This is a genomic window from Candidatus Bathyarchaeota archaeon (genome assembly GCA_026014735.1).
Lineage (GTDB): Archaea > Thermoproteota > Bathyarchaeia > Bathyarchaeales > Bathycorpusculaceae > Bathycorpusculum.
In genome coordinates this window covers 100,455-118,400 of the sequence record JAOZHT010000001.1, presented here as the reverse complement: position 1 = coordinate 118,400, position 17,946 = coordinate 100,455, and the positions used below count along the sequence as shown (strand labels likewise).

The 17,946-nt window shown below is 50.4% G+C and carries 19 protein-coding genes; 10 read left to right on the top strand and 9 right to left on the bottom strand.

Annotation, left to right across the window (positions count from 1 at the left end):
- Nucleotides 1-165: 165 nt before the first annotated feature.
- The 6 genes from NWE93_00500 to NWE93_00475 form a co-directional block, all read right to left on the bottom strand.
- Complete coding sequence (locus tag NWE93_00500) at nt 166-987, bottom strand: hypothetical protein (protein MCW3998702.1); 822 nt, start codon at nt 985-987, stop codon at nt 166-168.
- A gap of 11 nt (nt 988-998) precedes the next feature.
- Nucleotides 999-2,300: an ABC transporter permease gene (locus NWE93_00495; protein ID MCW3998701.1), complete on the bottom strand. Its 1,302-nt coding sequence runs from the start codon at nt 2,298-2,300 to the stop codon at nt 999-1,001.
- A 1-nt stretch (nt 2,301) separates the two neighbouring features.
- Nucleotides 2,302-2,985, bottom strand: a complete 684-nt coding sequence (locus tag NWE93_00490) for an ABC transporter ATP-binding protein (protein MCW3998700.1) — start codon at nt 2,983-2,985, stop codon at nt 2,302-2,304.
- 83 nt (nt 2,986-3,068) lie between these two features.
- Nucleotides 3,069-3,374 carry a winged helix-turn-helix domain-containing protein gene (locus tag NWE93_00485; GenBank protein MCW3998699.1) on the bottom strand — a complete coding sequence of 102 codons (306 nt, stop codon included), beginning with the start codon at nt 3,372-3,374 and terminating at the stop codon, nt 3,069-3,071.
- Complete coding sequence (locus NWE93_00480; protein MCW3998698.1) at nt 3,349-4,038, bottom strand: hypothetical protein; 690 nt, start codon at nt 4,036-4,038, stop codon at nt 3,349-3,351. Before NWE93_00480 ends, NWE93_00485 begins: the two co-directional genes overlap by 26 nt.
- 368 nt (nt 4,039-4,406) lie before the next feature.
- Nucleotides 4,407-5,759: a hypothetical protein gene (locus tag NWE93_00475; GenBank protein MCW3998697.1), complete on the bottom strand. Its 1,353-nt coding sequence runs from the start codon at nt 5,757-5,759 to the stop codon at nt 4,407-4,409.
- 482 nt (nt 5,760-6,241) lie between these two features.
- On the opposite strand from NWE93_00475, the gene NWE93_00470 reads away from it, so the two are divergent.
- Nucleotides 6,242-6,553 (top strand): hypothetical protein, encoded by a 312-nt coding sequence (locus NWE93_00470; GenBank protein MCW3998696.1) that lies wholly within the window; start codon nt 6,242-6,244, stop codon nt 6,551-6,553.
- A 41-nt stretch (nt 6,554-6,594) separates the two neighbouring features.
- Entirely contained in the window at nt 6,595-7,608 is a 1,014-nt protein-coding gene (locus NWE93_00465; GenBank protein ID MCW3998695.1) for a V-type ATPase subunit, read from the top strand.
- Here NWE93_00465 and NWE93_00460 read toward each other — a convergent pair.
- Nucleotides 7,605-9,635, bottom strand: coding sequence for a hypothetical protein (locus NWE93_00460; protein MCW3998694.1), 2,031 nt, complete (start codon nt 9,633-9,635; stop codon nt 7,605-7,607). The genes NWE93_00465 and NWE93_00460 overlap by 4 nt on opposite strands.
- Before the next feature lie 74 nt (nt 9,636-9,709).
- Between NWE93_00460 and NWE93_00455 the strand changes: the two genes are divergently transcribed.
- The 8 genes from NWE93_00455 (at nt 9,710) to NWE93_00420 (ending at nt 15,500) form a co-directional block, all read left to right on the top strand.
- Nucleotides 9,710-10,018 carry a V-type ATP synthase subunit F gene (locus tag NWE93_00455; GenBank protein ID MCW3998693.1) on the top strand — a complete coding sequence of 103 codons (309 nt, stop codon included), beginning with the start codon at nt 9,710-9,712 and terminating at the stop codon, nt 10,016-10,018.
- A 12-nt stretch (nt 10,019-10,030) separates the two neighbouring features.
- Nucleotides 10,031-10,648 carry a V-type ATP synthase subunit E gene (locus NWE93_00450; GenBank protein ID MCW3998692.1) on the top strand — a complete coding sequence of 206 codons (618 nt, stop codon included), beginning with the start codon at nt 10,031-10,033 and terminating at the stop codon, nt 10,646-10,648.
- A gap of 1 nt (nt 10,649) precedes the next feature.
- Nucleotides 10,650-12,419, top strand: coding sequence for a V-type ATP synthase subunit A (locus NWE93_00445; GenBank protein ID MCW3998691.1), 1,770 nt, complete (start codon nt 10,650-10,652; stop codon nt 12,417-12,419).
- A gap of 5 nt (nt 12,420-12,424) precedes the next feature.
- Nucleotides 12,425-13,825, top strand: a complete 1,401-nt coding sequence (locus NWE93_00440) for a V-type ATP synthase subunit B (protein MCW3998690.1) — start codon at nt 12,425-12,427, stop codon at nt 13,823-13,825.
- A gap of 2 nt (nt 13,826-13,827) precedes the next feature.
- On the top strand, nt 13,828-14,481 hold the full coding sequence (locus NWE93_00435) for a V-type ATP synthase subunit D (protein ID MCW3998689.1): 654 nt from the start codon (nt 13,828-13,830) through the stop codon (nt 14,479-14,481).
- Nucleotides 14,468-14,914, top strand: a complete 447-nt coding sequence (locus tag NWE93_00430) for a universal stress protein (protein MCW3998688.1) — start codon at nt 14,468-14,470, stop codon at nt 14,912-14,914. The genes NWE93_00435 and NWE93_00430 overlap by 14 nt, the downstream gene beginning before the upstream one ends.
- Nucleotides 14,915-14,925: 11 nt before the next feature.
- Complete coding sequence (locus NWE93_00425; GenBank protein MCW3998687.1) at nt 14,926-15,081, top strand: hypothetical protein; 156 nt, start codon at nt 14,926-14,928, stop codon at nt 15,079-15,081.
- A gap of 80 nt (nt 15,082-15,161) precedes the next feature.
- Nucleotides 15,162-15,500 carry an ATP synthase subunit C gene (locus NWE93_00420; GenBank protein MCW3998686.1) on the top strand — a complete coding sequence of 113 codons (339 nt, stop codon included), beginning with the start codon at nt 15,162-15,164 and terminating at the stop codon, nt 15,498-15,500.
- A 41-nt stretch (nt 15,501-15,541) separates the two neighbouring features.
- On the opposite strand, the gene NWE93_00415 is transcribed toward NWE93_00420, so the two are convergent.
- Together NWE93_00415 and NWE93_00410 are read right to left on the bottom strand one after the other, a co-directional pair.
- The gene (locus NWE93_00415; protein ID MCW3998685.1) at nt 15,542-16,537 is read right to left on the bottom strand and encodes a TIGR03557 family F420-dependent LLM class oxidoreductase; all 996 of its coding nucleotides are present in this window, start codon (nt 16,535-16,537) and stop codon (nt 15,542-15,544) included.
- 301 nt (nt 16,538-16,838) lie between these two features.
- Nucleotides 16,839-17,723 carry an alpha/beta hydrolase gene (locus NWE93_00410; GenBank protein MCW3998684.1) on the bottom strand — a complete coding sequence of 295 codons (885 nt, stop codon included), beginning with the start codon at nt 17,721-17,723 and terminating at the stop codon, nt 16,839-16,841.
- Between the last annotated feature and the right edge of the window lie 223 nt (nt 17,724-17,946).

Sequence of the window (17,946 nt, the reverse complement as noted above, 5' to 3'; positions counted from 1 at the left end):
CTCGTCGTTTTCTAATCATAAATCGCCGTTACTGCTACAATAAATATCAAGTACGGATATTTATATGCTCAATGATTGAATATTGACAGGGGCGAAATGCCTCAAACCATTTGTCTGGCAGCCACAAAAAGAAAAGGGAGTAATTCTGATTCCGGCTTGGCGGGTTTAGTCCTCGTCGGGTTCGCGGTCTCTTAGTAAAGAAGCCACAGAGACAACTGCGGCTATGACACTTATGATTATAGCCACATAGACTAAAGTGCCGTCTGCAGCCTCCGCATCTATGCCCGCTGTGCCTTTTGGTCCCCGATCCCCCGCTTCGCCTGTGTCGCCTTTGGGTCCAGTTAAATCCGGCACAGTTATGGATGCGTTTGCTGTTAACCCGGTTCGGGTTGCGGCCAGTAGGGTGTAGTTGCCGCTGAGGCTGGTTGGGATTATCAGGGTTGCTGTGAAGTTGCCTTGGGCGTCGGCGAAGGCGTAGTCGGTGAAGTTGAAGGCTGAAGTGTAGTACTGCCCCAGTAAAGTGAAAGCCGCGATGTCAGCGGGGCTAAAGCCGATGCCTGCGACTTTGATGATGTTGCTGTTTGGGGGTGTCACCGCGATTTTGGGGTTAGCTGCATATGCTAGGCTGTATTCTTTGTAGGCGGTGACGGTGGAGGTTTTTGCGACTATGTAGTAGTTGCCGTAGGGCAGGGTGGGCAGGGTTACTTCTTTGGTGAATAAGCCCATGCTGCTGGTGGTTATGGATTCGGTGAAGTTATACACGACCACGCCGGTGGTTGCGTTGGCCAAGGCAAGGTAAACCTGCTCGCTTGGGTCAAAGCCGTTGCCGATTACAGTGATTACTTTGCTGTCGCTGGTTGGAGCAACATTTATGATGGCGACGGTGGATGCGTCCGCAACCGCCAATAGGGGCATAGCCAGCATGGCGCAGAGCACCGCTAAAGCTGCGAAGCTACGAGTTTTTTTATACATTTGTTTTCCGTTCATTTTATTCACCTTTATTCGTACCTCAACGCCTCTACGGGCTTGAGCTTTGATGCCTTCCATGCGGGGTACAGGGCAAAGATAACGCTGACGCCTATACCGAAGCCGAAGGCGCCCAAAAGCACTAGCGGAGTCAACGTGGGAGTGATGGTTAATCCGCCGCCTCCGCCCAGTAGCCCTGAGCCCAAGATTTGTGCAACAGCCACTGCTAAGCCGTAACCAGCGATTATCCCGATAACGGCGCCGATGACGCCTATGATGGCTGATTCGCCCAGGAAAATCGAGAGCACCGTGCGGCTTTTCATGCCTAACGCTTTGAGCGTGCCGATTTCGCGTGTGCGTTCAATCATGGAGACAATCATGATGTTCATTATGCCTACGCCGGCGACTAGCAGCGAGATGCCTGCGATGCCTAAGAGGAACAGTTGTATGGTGCTAAAGATTGTGTTAATCATGCTGAGCATCGAGGTGGAAGATAAAACCGAGACGTTAGAGCCATAGTGGTCCTTAATCGCTTCAGTTACCGAATCTATCGTGGCGTCGCTGCTGTCTGTGAGCTTCAATACTATCATGCTGCATTTGGCGGAGCCTAAAAAGTCCTCGGCTTTCTCTAAGGGAATATACACGCCGCTGTCCGATGGACCCGATAGGGTCAAGCCGCCGACTTCTTCTAGCACGCCTGAAACAACCATCGTGGTGGTTTGGTTGGTAAGCGGGTAAGCTGACGAGTTGGTCCATGTGAGGTTGATGTGGTCGCCGACGCCGAAGTAGAGGGTGCTGTTGTCGCCGGGGTCAACAACCCTAGCGCCCACGATGGCCTCGTCTAAGTCGGGGTTGGAGGGTATGCTGCCGTCTTGAGCTACGAAGGTGTTGCTGTAGATTTCCTCGTAGGTTGCGAAGTCAACGCCGTAGATGGTTACGGATTCATCAAGGTCTGCGGTTTGCACGTATCCGCTGTGGCTGATGACGCCTGCTGTCGCTACAATATCGGGGGAGAGGTCACTGATTATTTCGGTGTCGTTGAGGTAGAGTGCAAACCCCGAATCATCATTTGATAAGCCAGAAAAGCCGCCGCCGCTGGTGGATCCCTGGTTTGAGAAATCAGCAAAGCCGCCGCCGGCAGTGACGACAAGGGTGTCTGCGGCTAAGCCCTCGTTTAGCTGGCTTGTCAGTGACGCCTCCAGCCCCTGGGTGATGGATAGCAGCGCCACGATGGCGGCGATGCCGATGACAACGCCCAGCGTCGTTAAAGCAGCTCTGAGTTTGCGGAGCCGAATGGCATTGAAAGAGTAACCGAAGATATCGCTGGACCGCATCTTAATTCACCACTTGCTCGGATATTTGACCGTCAACCATCCGGATGGTTCTTGTGGCTTCATGGGCTAGTTTTTCGTCGTGGGTAACCATGATTATGCTGACTCCTTTTTCTTTGTTTAGCAGGTGGATTAAATCCAGAATCTCCTTTGCTGTTTTTGAGTCAACGTTTCCTGTGGGTTCATCAAGCAGCAGGAACTTGGGGTCGTTAGCTAGCGCCCTTGCGATTGCGACTCGTTGTTGTTGTCCACCGCTTAATTCAGTGGGTTTATGCTTCATCCTGTCTTTGAGGCCCACTGTTTCAAGAAGCTCGGTTGCGCGTCTGCGTCTTTTTCGTTTGCGTACGTTAGCGATGGATAGGGCTAACTCTACGTTGTCGCGGGCGCTTAACCTGGGGATGAGATTGAAGAACTGGAAAACAAAGCCTATTTTGAGTCGCAGCTCGGAGAGTTGGTTATCGTTGAGCATTGCGACGTCTAAGCCGTCGATTAGGAGCCTGCCTGATGTTGGCTTGTCGAGTGCTCCGATGAGGTTGAGCATGGTGGACTTGCCGCTTCCGGATGGTCCAAGGATCGATACGAATTCGCCGGCGGCGACGTGGAGGTTTATGCCTCTGAGTGCTTCAACCGGCACTTTTCCAAGCATATAGGTTTTTTTTAAATCTATAGCTTCAACTATTGCTACCATTTTTTTTCCCACTTATGTGAATATATTTGATAGCAATATATTGAGGCGGCTTAAAAGGTATACTCATTCCAAATGAGCACCACTCAGGTCTGGAGCTTGAGGAATTTTGCCCTAGGAAACTTGAGTTTCCCCACATACTTAATTATCCACTGCACCAAATCATCGTATGCCCTTGAACCCTCCGCAGTTAAGCATACCAACCCCTCATCGGTGACGGCGACAAAGCCCTTCTCAGACATCCATGCCAGATACTTCACCAAATTATCGTACGCTAATCCTGTGGAGGTGGCGAGCGCGGTTTTGTTCATTTTGTTTTTTTCTTTAAGCGCCTTGATTATGCGGGCGATGACGTAGAGGTCGGGTTTAGAACTCTGCTCGCCTAAGCTCAACGCTAAACCACCGCAGCTCCCAAAGTAGATTATCTAAGGTTCTGATTTGATGATAACGCCTCGAGAAGTCCTTGCGCAACAGCAAATACACGACCAGAAGCGAAATCAACGCTAAAACGGGTCCCCCAAGCACCCCCGTCTCATGCAGAAAAATAAACGCCACCCCATTACCTACCAGCGCTATAGCAAAGAAGCTTATGATCCAATACGCCATCAATTTAAGAAAACTGTATATGGCGTAGCCGACTCTGCCAATCGAGATTTCATCGAAGGTTTTGTCCCAGTCGAGTTCCGTTAGGATTTTTAGCGCCGCCGGGAAACCGCTGGATAGTTCCCCTTTCCATTCCCCTGTTTTGATAGAGTTCACTTTTTTTCTGATGAAAACCACGCCCAGCGAGATTCCGCCTATGGGTATGAGCAGCAGCAGAAGGGCAGTTAGGAAAAGCTGGGGCTTATCGAGCGTCGCGACCAGGTTGAGAAAGCCGATGCTGGCGCCCACAGCCAAAAAAACAATGATAGAACTCACCACGATGAGCGCGAATTTCTTAAGCGCAGAGGTCAACGCATTGTACTGCTTAACCTGGTCAAGCGTCTCCATAAGCTCAGCTACCTTAGCAACCACGTTCTGCTCAGTTAACTCGGCGCCACGAATGTTCTCAGCCATTCTAAACTTCCCAATGCACCGGGAGGAGTGCTCAATCACTAGGTAAACCCTACCGATATAAACCGCGCTCCTTCCCAATGAGGCACCATTTTATAGCTAAAAGAAGAAGCGCCAGGGCACGCAACGTCCTATCGCTTGCTCTGCCACCTCTACCCCCCTCTATTTATAGCAACATAGAAGCGGCAACTGCTGCACCACCACTACCTCCCTCCCCTTATAAAAACAAAGGTTGTTTGAATGCTGTCGCTGCGGAGCGGTTTGACGTTTTTAACGTAAAACTTTTAGTGGATAAATCAAACCACCGGCAGAACCAAAGTGAAAAACCAAACAATACACCCCTGACCCAACCCGCGATAGTACGGAAAAGGTCATTGCGTGGAGCCTGCGGTTTTCCGATGCCTTCTAAAAAGCAACAAAGCCGTCACAAAAACTAAGATAACAGACAGAATGATTAAAGCGATTGTGGTCCACAATACGGTTGGCGTATAGCCGGGGAGTTCTATGCTGGCATAGGTTAATTGTCCGAAAACAGCGGCTGAACGTATAGTTCCCACCTCACCACCATACAGCAAATTCAAGTTTCCCCGGGAATCAAAGGCGACATCAACTATTTGTGCCATGTCCACGTAATAATCATCTATATTGGGGAAATTGCCAAGTTTCTGAATAGCCCAGTTTGTCCCTGTCCATTGCAGATACATTAAACTGCTTAGTGTTTGGTTGCTGTAGTTAGTGGTGTAGAAGAAAATCTGAGGATTATCGTAAGAATCTAAATGTAAATACGCTTGCCCATTTTTGTACCCATCCTTCAGACTTGGAGAATCAAGAGCTTGAGTATGCCAAACAATCCCATCCCAATTTGCATAATTTAACGATGAATCAAATCTGAAACTATTATCTGTCGTATATGAAAAATTCTGATCTTGAACATAACAAAAGCTTGGTTTACCAGTAGCGTCAACGGCTACGTTGTAAATCTGTGAGACATTTGAAGCTACAGTTTTAATGCTCCATTTTGAAACGCTAAGTTCAACAAAGTTTACATTATTAGTTGACCATAAACCGTTTTTCCCAAAATTATAATCAATATTTTCAAGGTAAATAATTTGTGGGTTATCGCTTGAATCTAGAGCAATTGAGACCGATTTGTGACCATGGCCTGTTGTGTTAAGATACGTAATAACCTTATTACTCCATCTTGACCCTTCTAAGTGCGCATATTTCAAATAGCTTATTCCATTGCCGTAGGTTGTATACACTGTTTGAGGGTTGCCTTTTGAGTCTAAAACCGTAGAAAAACTCGTTGCCGATGAATCTATTGTTTGAAAAATCCAGTTGTCACCATTAAAAAACGCATACTTTAGAATGTTGTTATCAAGATAAATGATATGCGGAAGATTGTTCGAATCGAGTGCGAAGTTTCCATTTATTATCGCCGGGTCTAAGGATTGGGCACTCCAGTTTGCGCCATCCCAGACGACATAGTTCGATTTCAAATATATGGTCTCATAGTATGAGTTGTTAACGTAAAAGTCACTGTATAGAACATGTGGGTTACCGTAAGAGTCTATTGCTAAGGAACCGCTCCAACCTTTATCGTCGACCAAATGCGTATTCCATGTTGGTTGAGCATATGCGGGAAGGACAAAAGACTGAGTAACTGTCACAATTAAGGAACAAAGTATAAGCAGTAAAGCTATACCCTCAGCCACTTTTCCCATACTTACTCTTTCAACGTTTTAGCGTTAAAAGCGTTCTTGTCCAGAGATGTTGACTAAGCTTTGTCAAAGTTTCTTGACTTAACAACAGAAGGGCACGTGTTCATTGCCGAAACATTTTTTCTCTCGCCTCACGCCAGCGGCACAACTGCCTATAGCGGCGCCAGCGATTCAGTAGTGTGGTGCTTGCATAGCGCTATCTAGCATGGATAGAACTTCTGCTGGCTGCGCATACGTTTCCATATACCGCCTATATAAAAGGGGCCTTTAGATTTGTGCAAGCAACAGAGAGCCAGCGTTCACGCAGGATTAAAAAACAGAAAAGGCTAAGTCACCACACGCTGTTGCCTCATGCCACTTGCGCGATTCGCCATTGCTGCTTTGTTCTTGTATCAGGTGTAGTGTTTGCTGCTGTTTTGTTGTTGTTTACCGTAACAATCTTATGTTTGCATCTTTAAGCTATAGGGTATGTGGTGTGGTTAGCGATGCAGAAGGTTTGGGATGAACTTAAAAAGATCGAAGCGCAGGCTGAGCAGATCCAGTCTGAAGCCAAAGAGAGGGCAAAAAACATCACGTTACTATCAAAGCAGGAATCCGACAAGTTAATGGCTAACAGCAAAGCCTACGGTGAAGAAGAAGCCGCTAAAATCTACGGCAAAGCCGTATCGGAAGCCAACCAGCACAGAGCCGAGTTGCTGGATGCCAACGAGCAGAAAGCCGCCGAACTCAAAGCCCAAGCGATGCAGCGCATGGACAGCGCTGTTTCCTTGATTGTTAAAGCGGTTTTAGAGGAATAAATCTGACCCAGACAACCCGCTACGCATCGGTCCTTGCCAAAATTGGGGCGCAACGTGGCGATTTACTCACCGACTCCAAAATCAAAATTTTGGCGGACAGCAAAAACCTCGCTGACTTCGCCTCACAGCTCCGCGACACACCCTACCAGGAGCAAATCAGCAAAATCACGCCTCCATTCACAGGACGCAAACTGGAACGCGCATTCAACGAGAACCTAATTGAACTCTACAAAAAAATCATCAAGTACTCCCCCAAAGCCGCCACCGACTATCTGCAGCTGTATCTGCTGCGTTTTGAGGTGGAGAATGTCAAGTTGCTGGTGAAAGCCACCGTCGCCAAGCTTTCAGCGGAGCAGAAACTCGCCAAGCTCTACCCCTTTGTGCCCTGTCACATCAAAAAGTACCTAGTTTTTGAGGAAGCCGCTAAAGCCTCCACGATGGTTGCGCTGGTGCATAGCTTCATGAAAACCCCCTATTATGCTCCGCTTTCTTCGGGGCTGGAAAGCTACAACCAAAACGGCTCAACCACCTGCCTTGACGTGTTCCTCGACGCCTTCTATTACGAGCACCTCTACCAAGCCTACCAGAAGCTGCCCCGCAGAGAAAAATCGCATGCACACATCTACGCAAGCATCGAAAACGACGGCTACATCCTGATTTCGCTGCTGCGCGCAAAAAACCTCAACTACGACTCCAACTGGCTACGCCTAGCCATACCCCAAAACTACTTCAACCTCACCCGCAGCATCGCAGAAGCTATCCTTTCCGCGCAGAACTTTGAGGCAGCATACAAGGTTGCCCTTGCAAGCCGCTACAGCGAATATTTCAGCAGGGAAGGCACCCCCGAAGTTATCCTGGCAGCCGCCGAGCGTGCCTTCAAAGAAGCCAGACTGAAAAACGCTAAAAGCGGCACCATAACCACCACCTTTAACATTGGTATGCCGCTGGCGTTTATCACCCAAAAAGAAGCAGAAGTCTATAACCTGCGTGCAGTGGCGTTGGGCATCGACGGCGAATTGCAGCCTGACCTCATCCGCAATCAGCTTCTATTCTAAGTCTTCTCTTTCTTGAAAGTCAGCTTGGTATAGACGAATTTCTGCTTAAACGCCTTAAACTCGACGCCTGTGCCCCCATAGAATTTGCTGAACCACTCATAGAAGTGCAGCCTAAGCGTATGGATAAACACGATTAAGCCCTCCAACGCCATAACGGCGATGTTGCCGAAAACCACGATGACACCCGCCAATACCACGCCCAGTATGCCTGAACCCGCAGGCGCAATCAACTCTGCAACCGTGTAGGTGACCAGCAGCAGCGCCCAATGCGCCATCAGCAACGCCAAAATACGGCTATAAGAGATTGTGTTGCTAAGCAGACTGGTGAAGAAGTCTCCGCCCTCAAAGAGTCTGCCCACGAAAGTGTCGCTTTCCGCATGCTCGCTTGCATGGGCTACTTTGGGTTTAGCTATCATCAAGTAAAGAGGTTTACCCGCAACCAAGATGGCGAAGGGTATTATGGGGGCAAGAATGGGTCCGGCAAGCCAAGCGGCGAAGTCAAGCTGGTAGGTGGCGATGAGCCAGATGCCGCCGATGTAGAACCCGATTTTAGGCGCAGACGTAAGGAAGGTATCGATGTATTGGTGCTTGAGGGCAAAGTTGGCGCCTTCAATGATTAAGCCGCTAATGATCTGAACAACCCCCACCATCAACGCGAATATCAAGAAGTTAAACACGGTGGTGGATGCATGCGCTAACGCTTCTGCACCGCCCGCCACATGGGGCACTGGACTAAACCAGAGAGCAGGGATAAGTTCTCTGCCGAAGCATTCACCGAACACTAAACCCGCAGCCATAGCGCCTATACCGCAGACAGCAACGATGAAACAGGTGTTTTTCATGCCCTGATTGCTCTTAATTAGCATACCCACTGTTAAGCCGCCGATAAACAGCACCAGTCCCTGCCCGAAATCTGCAAACATTAACCCGAAGATAATTGGGAAAGTGATGGCGATAAGCGGGGTGGGATCAACTTCGTTGTATTTGGGGACGCCATAGAGCTTGGTGATTTCTTCAAAGGGCCTCACTAAGCGGCCATGCCTAAACTTGGACGGCGCCGCCTCCTCATCTTCCATTGAACCCTCCGGCAGCAACAGCACTCGGTCGTTGAGCATCCCATGCACGGTTTGCTTGAGTTCAGGATACTTCTTCTGGGAAACAAAGCCCTTGATGGTGGCAAGCCTGCCTGACTGCAGAATCTTTTTCTCTGCGTTAAGCAGCTCCAAAATGTTCTCGCTACTCTCCGTCCACGCAGCGAGGTTTCCCTTGTTTTCTTCACCCAGCTTATCCAGTCTGCCCTGAAGCTCCTTTTGCTCCTCCGAGTTGCTTTGCAAACGCGCCTTAACCAACTTGAGGGCTTCGCCTGCGTCGGGTGGAAGCTCAGAGGGCAAAACGAAAACTTCAGCATGGTAGGTATGAAGAATTTTTTCTACTTCATCACGGTGCTTAGCGGGCATGGCGATGAGTATAAACATAAAGTCGCCGACCATCGAGCACTTATGCAGTTCCAGCGGCAGCTGGTCGATGGCGGTTTCAAACGATTCCAGGTTCTTTTCGGGCAATCTAACCATGTCAACGTGAAGCAGCTTGAATTTGTTGATGCTGGCAAGGTCCACGCCGATTTCATTCATCGTAGCAAGCATGTCTCTTAGCTGGACTAGCTCAGCGGCTTTTCCTTTGAGACTCTCCAGCGAAGCATTTAAGCCCGCGATTTCCTTTTTCAGCGTCAGTATGCTTTTGCTTGTGTCTTCAAGAAGGCTTCTCCAGTTGTCCGCTGTCACATCCACAGTCGTGGGCTGCTTTACCTTAAATAAATCAAGTAAACCCGTTTTTTCCTTAACAATCTGACCCGTTAACGCCTTGACATCCAGCAGACGTTCCTCGACGGTTTGGATACTCTGGTTGTATTCTCCCAGACTTGCCTCATCACTTGCCGACGGCTCAATATGGAACTCGCCAAATGCGCTTAACTTTTCAAGGATGGACTCAACATCTTTTTTTATACATATAATGGATGTCGAAGTCATTCTTTCGGGTCGCAACATTTTTAACAGTATTTTGAACTTACCAACAAGCATTTAAAGTTATATTAGGTGACGGCATGATTGGCTACGTAATAGGCGACAGTGACATGCTTGCGGGCTTCCGCTTGGTCGGCGTCGAGGGGGCAGAGGCAAATTCGGTTGAGGAAGCCATCCGCGCCTTAAACCAGGCTCTGGAACGCAGTGACGTAGCCATAATTATCCTCAGCGAAGCCTTCGCCCTGGAGCCTGCTATACAGGCACAGGTGGATAGGGTGCGGCAGGAACGCGTGACCCCTTTGATTGTAGAGTTACCCGGCAGCAAAGGCGCAAAGAACACCGTGAAGCTGTCGGATACCATCGGCAAAATCTTAGGCATAAAAATGTAGAGAGACTACCCCATGAGCGTAAAAACTGGAATTGCAGCAATCGCCAGCGAAGTCATAGGCGACGTGCAAAAGGAAGCTGAAGCCCTGATTTTGGCAGCTCAAACCGAAGCTAAAGAAACCCTGCGAATAGCCAACGATAAAGCCCGGGAGAGCTACCGCGCCGCCGTAGCCCAGGCAAAGGAGAAAGCGGACGTGGAGAAACGCAAAATCGCCTCCGTGGCAGAGGTGGAAGCCCGCAACCGGTTGCTTCAAACCAAAGAGCAACTGGTGGATGCAGCCTTCGAGAAAGCCACCGCCGCACTCAAAGAGTTTGCTCAAAGCAAAAACTACAGCAGCTACCTTTTAGGGCTAATAGAAGCTGTCGCACAGCGGATGGGGCAGAAAAAACTTGTAGTTCAAGTTAACGTAAAGGACAAAGGTTGGTTAACATCAGACATGCTCAAAACTATATCTGGGAAAATAGGCAGTGAACTTGAATTATCCAATGAAAAAGAAGACTTCATCGGCGGCTGCAAAATCCAAACCAGCGACGGCAAAATAATCTACGACGCCACACTCGACAACAAACTTGCCGAGTTAACATCGGCGCTGCGAGTGGCGGTTGCAAAACAACTCTTCGGAGCTGCATAATATGACCGCGAAAGGCAGCGTTATCCGAGTTGCAGGCCCCGTCGTCGAAGCCAAAGGCATGTCAGACGCCGTCATGCACGAGATGGTCGAAGTAGGCAACGAAGGCTTAATCGGCGAAATCATCCGCCTCGAAGGCGAATACGCAACCATCCAAGTTTACCAAAACACCACCGGCCTTAAACTCGAAGAACCCGCAACCGGCACAGGCAGCCCGCTTTCAGTAGAGCTTGGACCAGGCCTTTTGGGAAACACCTTCGATGGCATCCAGCGTCCACTTGAGACGCTACGGGAAATAACCGGCGCCTTCATCAAGCAAGCCCGGGGAGTAACCGCGCTTTCCCGAACCAAAAAATGGCTGTTCACACCCAAAGTCAAAGTCGGCGACGAAGTCGTGGGCGGCGACATACTGGGCACAGTCCAAGAAACCGACATAGTCGAGCACCGTATCCTTGCCCCCATCGGTACACAAGGCAAAATCCTCAAAATCGCAGCTGAAGGCGAATACACAGTCGCCGAAAGCATCGCCACGCTGGAAGCCAACGGCGCCCAAACTGAGCTTACAATGATGCAGAAGTGGCCTGTCCGCAAACCCCGCCCCCACAGCAAACGCCTCTTCGCCTTCACACCGCTTATCACGGGGCAGCGGGTCATCGACACGTTTTTCCCCATCGCTAAAGGCGGCTCCGCAGCTATCCCTGGACCCTTCGGCGCGGGCAAAACCGTCACTCAGCAGCAGCTGGCGAAGTGGTCAGACGCCAACATCGTCATCTACGTGGGCTGCGGTGAACGCGGCAACGAAATGGTCGATGTCCTCGATAGCTTCCCCAAACTCATCGACCCCGTCACGGGGCATCCCCTGATGGAACGCACCATCCTAATCGCGAACACCAGCAACATGCCCGTTTCCGCGCGTGAAGCCAGCATCTACACTGGCATAGCCATCGCCGAATACTACCGTGACATGGGCTACGCAGTCGCGTTGATGGCGGATTCAACCAGCAGATGGGCCGAGGCACTCCGCGAAGTCTCAGGCAGACTCGAAGAGATGCCCGCTGAAGAAGGCTTCCCCAGCTATCTGCCCTCGCGACTAGCCGAGTTCTACGAACGCACCGGCGTCGTCGAAACCCTAGGCTCAGACCAGCGAATGGGCTCCATCTGCGCCATCGGCGCGGTTTCTCCTCCTGGCGGCGACTTCTCCGAACCCGTCACCCAACATACTAAACGATTCACAAGGGTTTTCTGGGCGCTGGATGCGGAGCTTGCGGATGCACGCCATTACCCCTCGATTAACTGGATGCAGAGTTACAGCGGCTACGTCGCTGATCTTGCAGGCTGGTGGCATAAAAACGTCAACGAGAAATGGAACAGCTACCGCGAAGAAGCCATGCGTATATTGCAGGCGGAAGATGAACTTAAAAACATCGTTAAGCTAGTTGGCCCCGAGGCGTTGCCTGATAAGCAGCGGCTGGTACTGGAGACCGCCCGCATCCTGCGCATCGCCATGCTTCAGCAGAACGCGCTTGACCCCATCGACACCTACTGCAGCCCACAGAAGCAATTCATGATGTTGAAGATAATCGTGGATTTCCATCGGCTAGCCGAGGACGTCGTTACCAAGGGTGCACCAATTTTCAAAGTCACCGAGCTTCCAGTAATGGATGAAATCATGCGCATGAAATCTTCCATACCTAACGATAAAGTTGGGGCGCTGGATGATTTAGAGAAGCGTATGCATGAGAATTTTGAGGTATTGGAGGCAAGTTTGAGGTAATCGCTATGGCAGGAACAGGTTTAGAGTATAAAGGTGTCTCATCAATCTCAGGACCCATCATCGTCGTCGAAAACGTCAAGCAAGTAGGCTACGACGAGCTTGTTGCAGTGAAAACCCAAAGCGGCGAAACCCGCCTTGGCAAAGTTATCCAGGTTACCCAGAAAGCCGTCACCGTGCAGGTTTTCGAAGGCACCACTGGGCTCTCGCTGTCGCAGACCCGCACCCGCTTTTTAGGCAGGCCCCTTGAAGTGCCCGTTTCCACCGAGATGCTGGGACGCGTCATGAACAGCTTCGGCGAACCCATCGACGGCCACCCCCGCTTCTTCACCGAAGAAAAACGCGACGTCAACGGCTTCCCCCTTAACCCCAACGCACGCGAATACCCCAAAGACTTCATCCAAACCGGCATATCCGCCATCGACGGCTTAACCAGCCTCGTCCGCGGGCAAAAACTCCCCGTTTTCAGCGGCCCCGGCTTAAGCCACAATGAACTCGCCGCACAGGTTGTTAGGCAAGCCCAAATCCGCAGCGCAAACGAACCCTTCAACATCGTCTTCATCGCCATGGGACTTGAGCATGATGACGCAGCGTTTTTCCAGAAGAGCTTTGAGGAAACCGGCGCCATCAAAAACGTCGCCATGTTCCTTAATTTGGCAGATGACCCCCCTGTGGAGCGCATCATCACTCCCCGCGCGGGTTTGACGTTGGCGGAGTATCTGGCGTTTGATCAGGAAAGCCACGTACTCGTTGTCATGACGGATATGACTAATTATTGTGAGGCGCTGCGTGAAGTCAGCTCATCGATGGAGGAGGTGCCCAGCCGCAAAGGCTACCCCGGCTACATGTACAGTGACCTCGCCAGCATCTATGAACGCGCAGGCAGAATCATCGGCAAACGCGGCTCGATTACGCAGATGCCCATTCTAACCATGCCCAACGACGACATCACCCACCCCATCCCCGACTTAACCGGCTACATCACCGAGGGACAAATCGTGCTTTCCCGCTCACTCGAAAAGCAGGGCATCTACCCGCCCATCTACATCTCAACCAGCCTTAGCCGGCTGATGAAGGACGGCATCGGCGCCGGCAGCACCCGAGAAGACCACGCAAACGTCGCCAGCCAACTCTACAGTGCATATGCCCAATACAACTCGGTTAAGTCACTGGTCACAATCATAGGCGAAGAAGGCCTTGGCACCCGAGACAAAGAGTACCTTCGCTTCGGCGAGCACTTCGAGAAAACCCTCATCAAGCAAGGCAAAAACGAGAACCGCAGCATCGAAGAAACCCTATCGATTGCATGGGATGTGCTTTCTGATTTGCCTGAGGAAGAATTAACCAGCGTCAAACCCGAGTACATCAACAAGTACATGCCCAAAACCGACGTTGAGGTTAAGTACTAGGTATGTCGGCGGAAAACATCAGCCCCACCAGAATCAACCTCATACAGACCAAAAAGACCCTGAGTCTAGCAGAGTCCGGACGGGAAGTGCTGGAGCGTAAACGGGATATTCTGCTTCGGGAGCTGCGTAACAGCATCTTTGACGCGGAGAAAAGCCGCGAGGACCTGTTGGAGGCGCTGGCGAAGGCTTACTTGAGTCTGCGGGAGGCGATTATGGCGAAGGGCTCGGAAACCATCGCTAACGTGGCGCTGGGATCCACTAACAAAGCCGAGTACCTGATTGATTACCGCAGCATCATGGGCGTGACGGTTCCAGCCGTTACCTTTCAGGGAGCAACCGACGTTAAACCCGACTATGGCTTTGCCAACACCAACGCCGAGTTAGACCACGCGTTTAAGGAGTTCCATAACGTCTTAAAGCTGCTGGCGCATTTAGCTAAAGCAGAAGGAACAACCTTTCAGATAGCCAACGACGTCAAACGAACCCAGCGCCGCGTCAACGCCCTCAACCACGTTTTGATTCCCCGTTACCGCAGCACAGCAAAGCAGATCGAAATGGTTCTGGAGGAGAAGGAACGCGAGGAATTCGTGCGTACTAAACGCATCAAAACCATGATTCAAAGTCATCAAGAGGAGATTTTAAATGAAGAGGTTTAGTTCGGAAACAATCGAGAAGATACTGGTTCCAACCGACGGCTCTGAACACAGCATCCGCGCGGCTGAATACGCCATAGGCATCGCAAAAAACCACGATGCCCAACTTATGGTTGTCTACGTGGTGGATGAGGTTGTCATCGATAAATTCTCAGAGATCACCGAACGCGAGGTGGTCGAGCGGGAACTCAAGATCGATGGGCAACGCTACACAAACTACGTTTTGGGGTTAGCAACAGAAGCCGGCGTGAAGGCTACCGCTATGGTTGCACGGGGCAGACCCTTTGAGCAGATCGTGAATTTAGCTAAGGGCCTAAACATGGACCTCATCGTTATGGGCACCTACGGGTATAGGGGCGCCGAGCGGATACTGATGGGCAGCGTTGCTGAACGCGTCATCGAGTATTCATCCTGCCCTGTGCTGGTGGTCAAGTAGAGGTAGGTAAGATGCCGACTTCAGAAAAGCTTGAAGCTGATTACCAGCGTTTCCTTAAATCCATCGAAGACGCCTGCCAAGCTGAAATCGAGAAAATCCGCCAAGACCTCAATGCCCTCAAAGACAAAGCTGCTGAAATCGGCGAGGCTTTTGAATTCGCTTCTTAATCAAGGGAAGATATGTTAAAACAAGAAAAAGTTAATAGCTAAGCTTATTGTGCAATCATACCCATTGGAGTGACATCAACGTGAAACGAAAACTAATACTGTTCGTGTTACTTCCGCTCGTGCTCCTACCACTCATGGGCATGGCAGCCGCAGTAACAGTCTCCACAGTTCAGGACCAAACAACCACTGCAAATGCTGCAAACTATGACCGCGTCGCAATCGCCATCTCCGCTGCATTAGCCATTAGTCTTCCCGCTTTGAGTGCGGGTCTTGCAATCTCCGCGGCTGGCAGTGCTGCAATCAGTGCATTAGCTGAGAAACCTGAAACCTTCTTCAGAAGCTTCCTCATCGTAGCGTTGGCTGAAGCGTTGGCAATTTACGGTTTAATTATGGGCATTCTGCTCTGGCTAAAACTTTAGTTACCGCCAAGTAGAAGTCTGTAAACCGCACAATATTTTTTTCATCTTAACTTTCGGTCACCCATGATTTTGGGGATTACGTGCTCTTTGTAGAACCTGAAAAACTCTTCCTGATAGGGTCCCACGTTATGGATTGAAACCTTATCGAACCCTGCGTCAATGTATTTCTGGATAGTCTCCAAATGCTTAGCGGGGTCGGGTCCACAGGCAATATGTTCAGATGCCTGCTGCTTCGTAACCAGCTTCACTTCAGCCTCAATGAGTTCGGTTGAGTAAGTCTCCCAGCTTAGGTCGCCTGGAAGCCCGCTGTTTGGCCACTGCTTAAAGACGATGTCACGTGCTTGCTCTTCGGTGGGTGCATAGCAGACGGTGGCTTGACAGTAAAGCGGTGCCTCTGCGTCTGTGCGGTTTGAGAGGAAAATGTCGATGTATTCACGGTTAGGTTCTGTGCTGATCATTCCGTCGCCGATCTCCGAAGCAAGTTTCGCGATTTCTTTGCCTACAACCGACACAATGATGGGCACTGGTTCAGGGGGCAAAGTGTACAGTTTCGCGTTCTCCACCGTGTAAAATGCGCCAAAATAGCTGGTTTTTTCACCTGTCCAAAGCTCACGGATTATCTCCACGGCTTCCTTTAGCATTTCCCTGCGAACAGCATGGCTAGGCCAGCCTTCCCCCACGATATGCTCGTTTAAGTTTTCGCCTGTGCCGACGCCCAGAAAAAACCTGTTCGGCATAAGCGAAGCGGAAGTAGCGGCGGCATGCGCAACTATGGCGGGGTGCATTCGAATCGTGGGGCATGTGACTGCTGTGCCTATCTTCAGTGTGCTGGTAACTTGGGAAATCGCGCCCAGAGTACTCCAGACGAAGGGTGCTTGCCCCTGCTTGCTTATCCAGGGATGGTAATGATCTGATATCGTCGCAAAACTGAAGCCTGATTGCTCCGCGAGCGCGGCGTATTTAACGAGAGCTAATGGTGGATGCTCCTCGGACATTAAAGAATATCCGATCTCGATTCTACTCTTATCTGTGTTCATTTAACCATACTCCTTCATACGCTAATCTTCATCTTCATGTTTCTTGCCTTCCTCAACGAGTTCTTTTTCTCTTTGACCACCCATTCGTCCAGCTTCCTTGACTGTCATGTCTTTCTTTTTGGATTTACTCAAAAAATTCACCTCCCAAGACGATTGGATTAGAAGTAGGGATAAGGGGGAAGTGGCGCGGTGGTTTTTTAAGGTTTTCAAAAAAAGGTTATTGGTGTTACCAAACGTCCAATTCGTAACACCAACAGCATATTACCACAAACCACCATATAAAACTACCGCCAACCCCAAATCAAACACCCCTCAGAAGCCCACCCAGCCGCCCACACTCCCCAAACAACACACAATGCCCCCGACCAACAAAAACCTCCAAGCCACTCCCCCCAACACAGCGACACAACGCATAAGCATTCTCAACCCTACAGGTCAAATCATCGCTTCCATGCCAAACCGTCAACTTACCCGCGGGAACACCATCAAAAGAAAAACTCCACGGCTTAGCAAAAAACTGGTGCTCCAAAACCACCGCCTGCACCCCCGCCTCGCCCTGACGGAACGCTTCAGCCATCGACTGATACATCAAATCCATCCAAGCTGGGTCGCCAAAAAACCTCAAGTCATCGGTTGAGCAGCCACGCAGCATCCGCTTGCCCTGCGGAGAAGACAGAAAAGCCGCGGCGTTCCCGGCACGCAGGACTTCTCGGCGCATCTGCCGCATCGCCAAAACCCCCACGAAGGGCAGCTTCATGATGTAGCGTGCCAGGGGCATGTTATGTGCACTTGAAACATCAAACGGTAAAGACGGTGAAGAAGCCACGACCGCATGGGTTACGCGGCTAGAAAAAAACGCCAGATACGCCAACGCAAACACTCCGCCGCCTGACCAACCCAGAAGCCCAAACCGACCAATGCCCAGATGATCCATCAAAGCGTTGACGTCGCCGTTAAAGCCTTGCAGGTCACGGCCTGATTCGTAACTGGACAGCCCATAGCCGGGGCGGTCGACGCCGATAAGTTGCAGATTCTGGGATTCAGCAAGGTCTTTTAGAAGTAAAACTTCAAGGCGGCTGCTTGCGGTGCCATGAAAATACAGGACAGGGTCTCCTTTGCCGACGGTTGTGTATCCGAGTTGTCGGCCATCGGGCAAAACGGCGGTTTGGCTTTTCACTGGCACCATCTTGTTAGTTTATGCGGGTTTTGTTTATCAACGTTGTTTATGGGCGGCGGCTATTCTACCGTAGGGGATGGGTTGGGCAGGTTGGGGTCCCCTACGGCAGAGCTTCGGCTTTTTTTTATCTATGGTGGCGGTTTGAATCTGTGTTTGGTTTTCAGATTCAGTCAGGCTTTGTTGTGTGCAAAGCGGTTGACTGGTATGGTTAAGCCAGCATACGATATAAACT

Excerpts from the sequence above, each read along its gene's own strand:
- NWE93_00500 (MCW3998702.1), bottom strand. The coding sequence starts at position 987 with ATGAACGGAAAACAAATGTATAAAAAAACTCGTAGCTTCGCAGCTTTA.
- NWE93_00495 (MCW3998701.1), bottom strand. The coding sequence starts at position 2,300 with ATGCGGTCCAGCGATATCTTCGGTTACTCTTTCAATGCCATTCGGCTC.
- NWE93_00490 (MCW3998700.1), bottom strand. The coding sequence starts at position 2,985 with ATGGTAGCAATAGTTGAAGCTATAGATTTAAAAAAAACCTATATGCTT.
- NWE93_00480 (MCW3998698.1), bottom strand. The coding sequence starts at position 4,038 with ATGGCTGAGAACATTCGTGGCGCCGAGTTAACTGAGCAGAACGTGGTT.
- NWE93_00475 (MCW3998697.1), bottom strand. The coding sequence starts at position 5,759 with ATGGGAAAAGTGGCTGAGGGTATAGCTTTACTGCTTATACTTTGTTCC.
- NWE93_00470 (MCW3998696.1), top strand. The coding sequence starts at position 6,242 with ATGCAGAAGGTTTGGGATGAACTTAAAAAGATCGAAGCGCAGGCTGAG.
- NWE93_00460 (MCW3998694.1), bottom strand. The coding sequence starts at position 9,635 with ATGACTTCGACATCCATTATATGTATAAAAAAAGATGTTGAGTCCATC.
- NWE93_00455 (MCW3998693.1), top strand. The coding sequence starts at position 9,710 with ATGATTGGCTACGTAATAGGCGACAGTGACATGCTTGCGGGCTTCCGC.
- NWE93_00450 (MCW3998692.1), top strand. The coding sequence starts at position 10,031 with ATGAGCGTAAAAACTGGAATTGCAGCAATCGCCAGCGAAGTCATAGGC.
- NWE93_00445 (MCW3998691.1), top strand. The coding sequence starts at position 10,650 with ATGACCGCGAAAGGCAGCGTTATCCGAGTTGCAGGCCCCGTCGTCGAA.
- NWE93_00440 (MCW3998690.1), top strand. The coding sequence starts at position 12,425 with ATGGCAGGAACAGGTTTAGAGTATAAAGGTGTCTCATCAATCTCAGGA.
- NWE93_00435 (MCW3998689.1), top strand. The coding sequence starts at position 13,828 with ATGTCGGCGGAAAACATCAGCCCCACCAGAATCAACCTCATACAGACC.
- NWE93_00430 (MCW3998688.1), top strand. The coding sequence starts at position 14,468 with ATGAAGAGGTTTAGTTCGGAAACAATCGAGAAGATACTGGTTCCAACC.
- NWE93_00425 (MCW3998687.1), top strand. The coding sequence starts at position 14,926 with ATGCCGACTTCAGAAAAGCTTGAAGCTGATTACCAGCGTTTCCTTAAA.
- NWE93_00415 (MCW3998685.1), bottom strand. The coding sequence starts at position 16,537 with ATGAACACAGATAAGAGTAGAATCGAGATCGGATATTCTTTAATGTCC.
- NWE93_00410 (MCW3998684.1), bottom strand. The coding sequence starts at position 17,723 with ATGGTGCCAGTGAAAAGCCAAACCGCCGTTTTGCCCGATGGCCGACAA.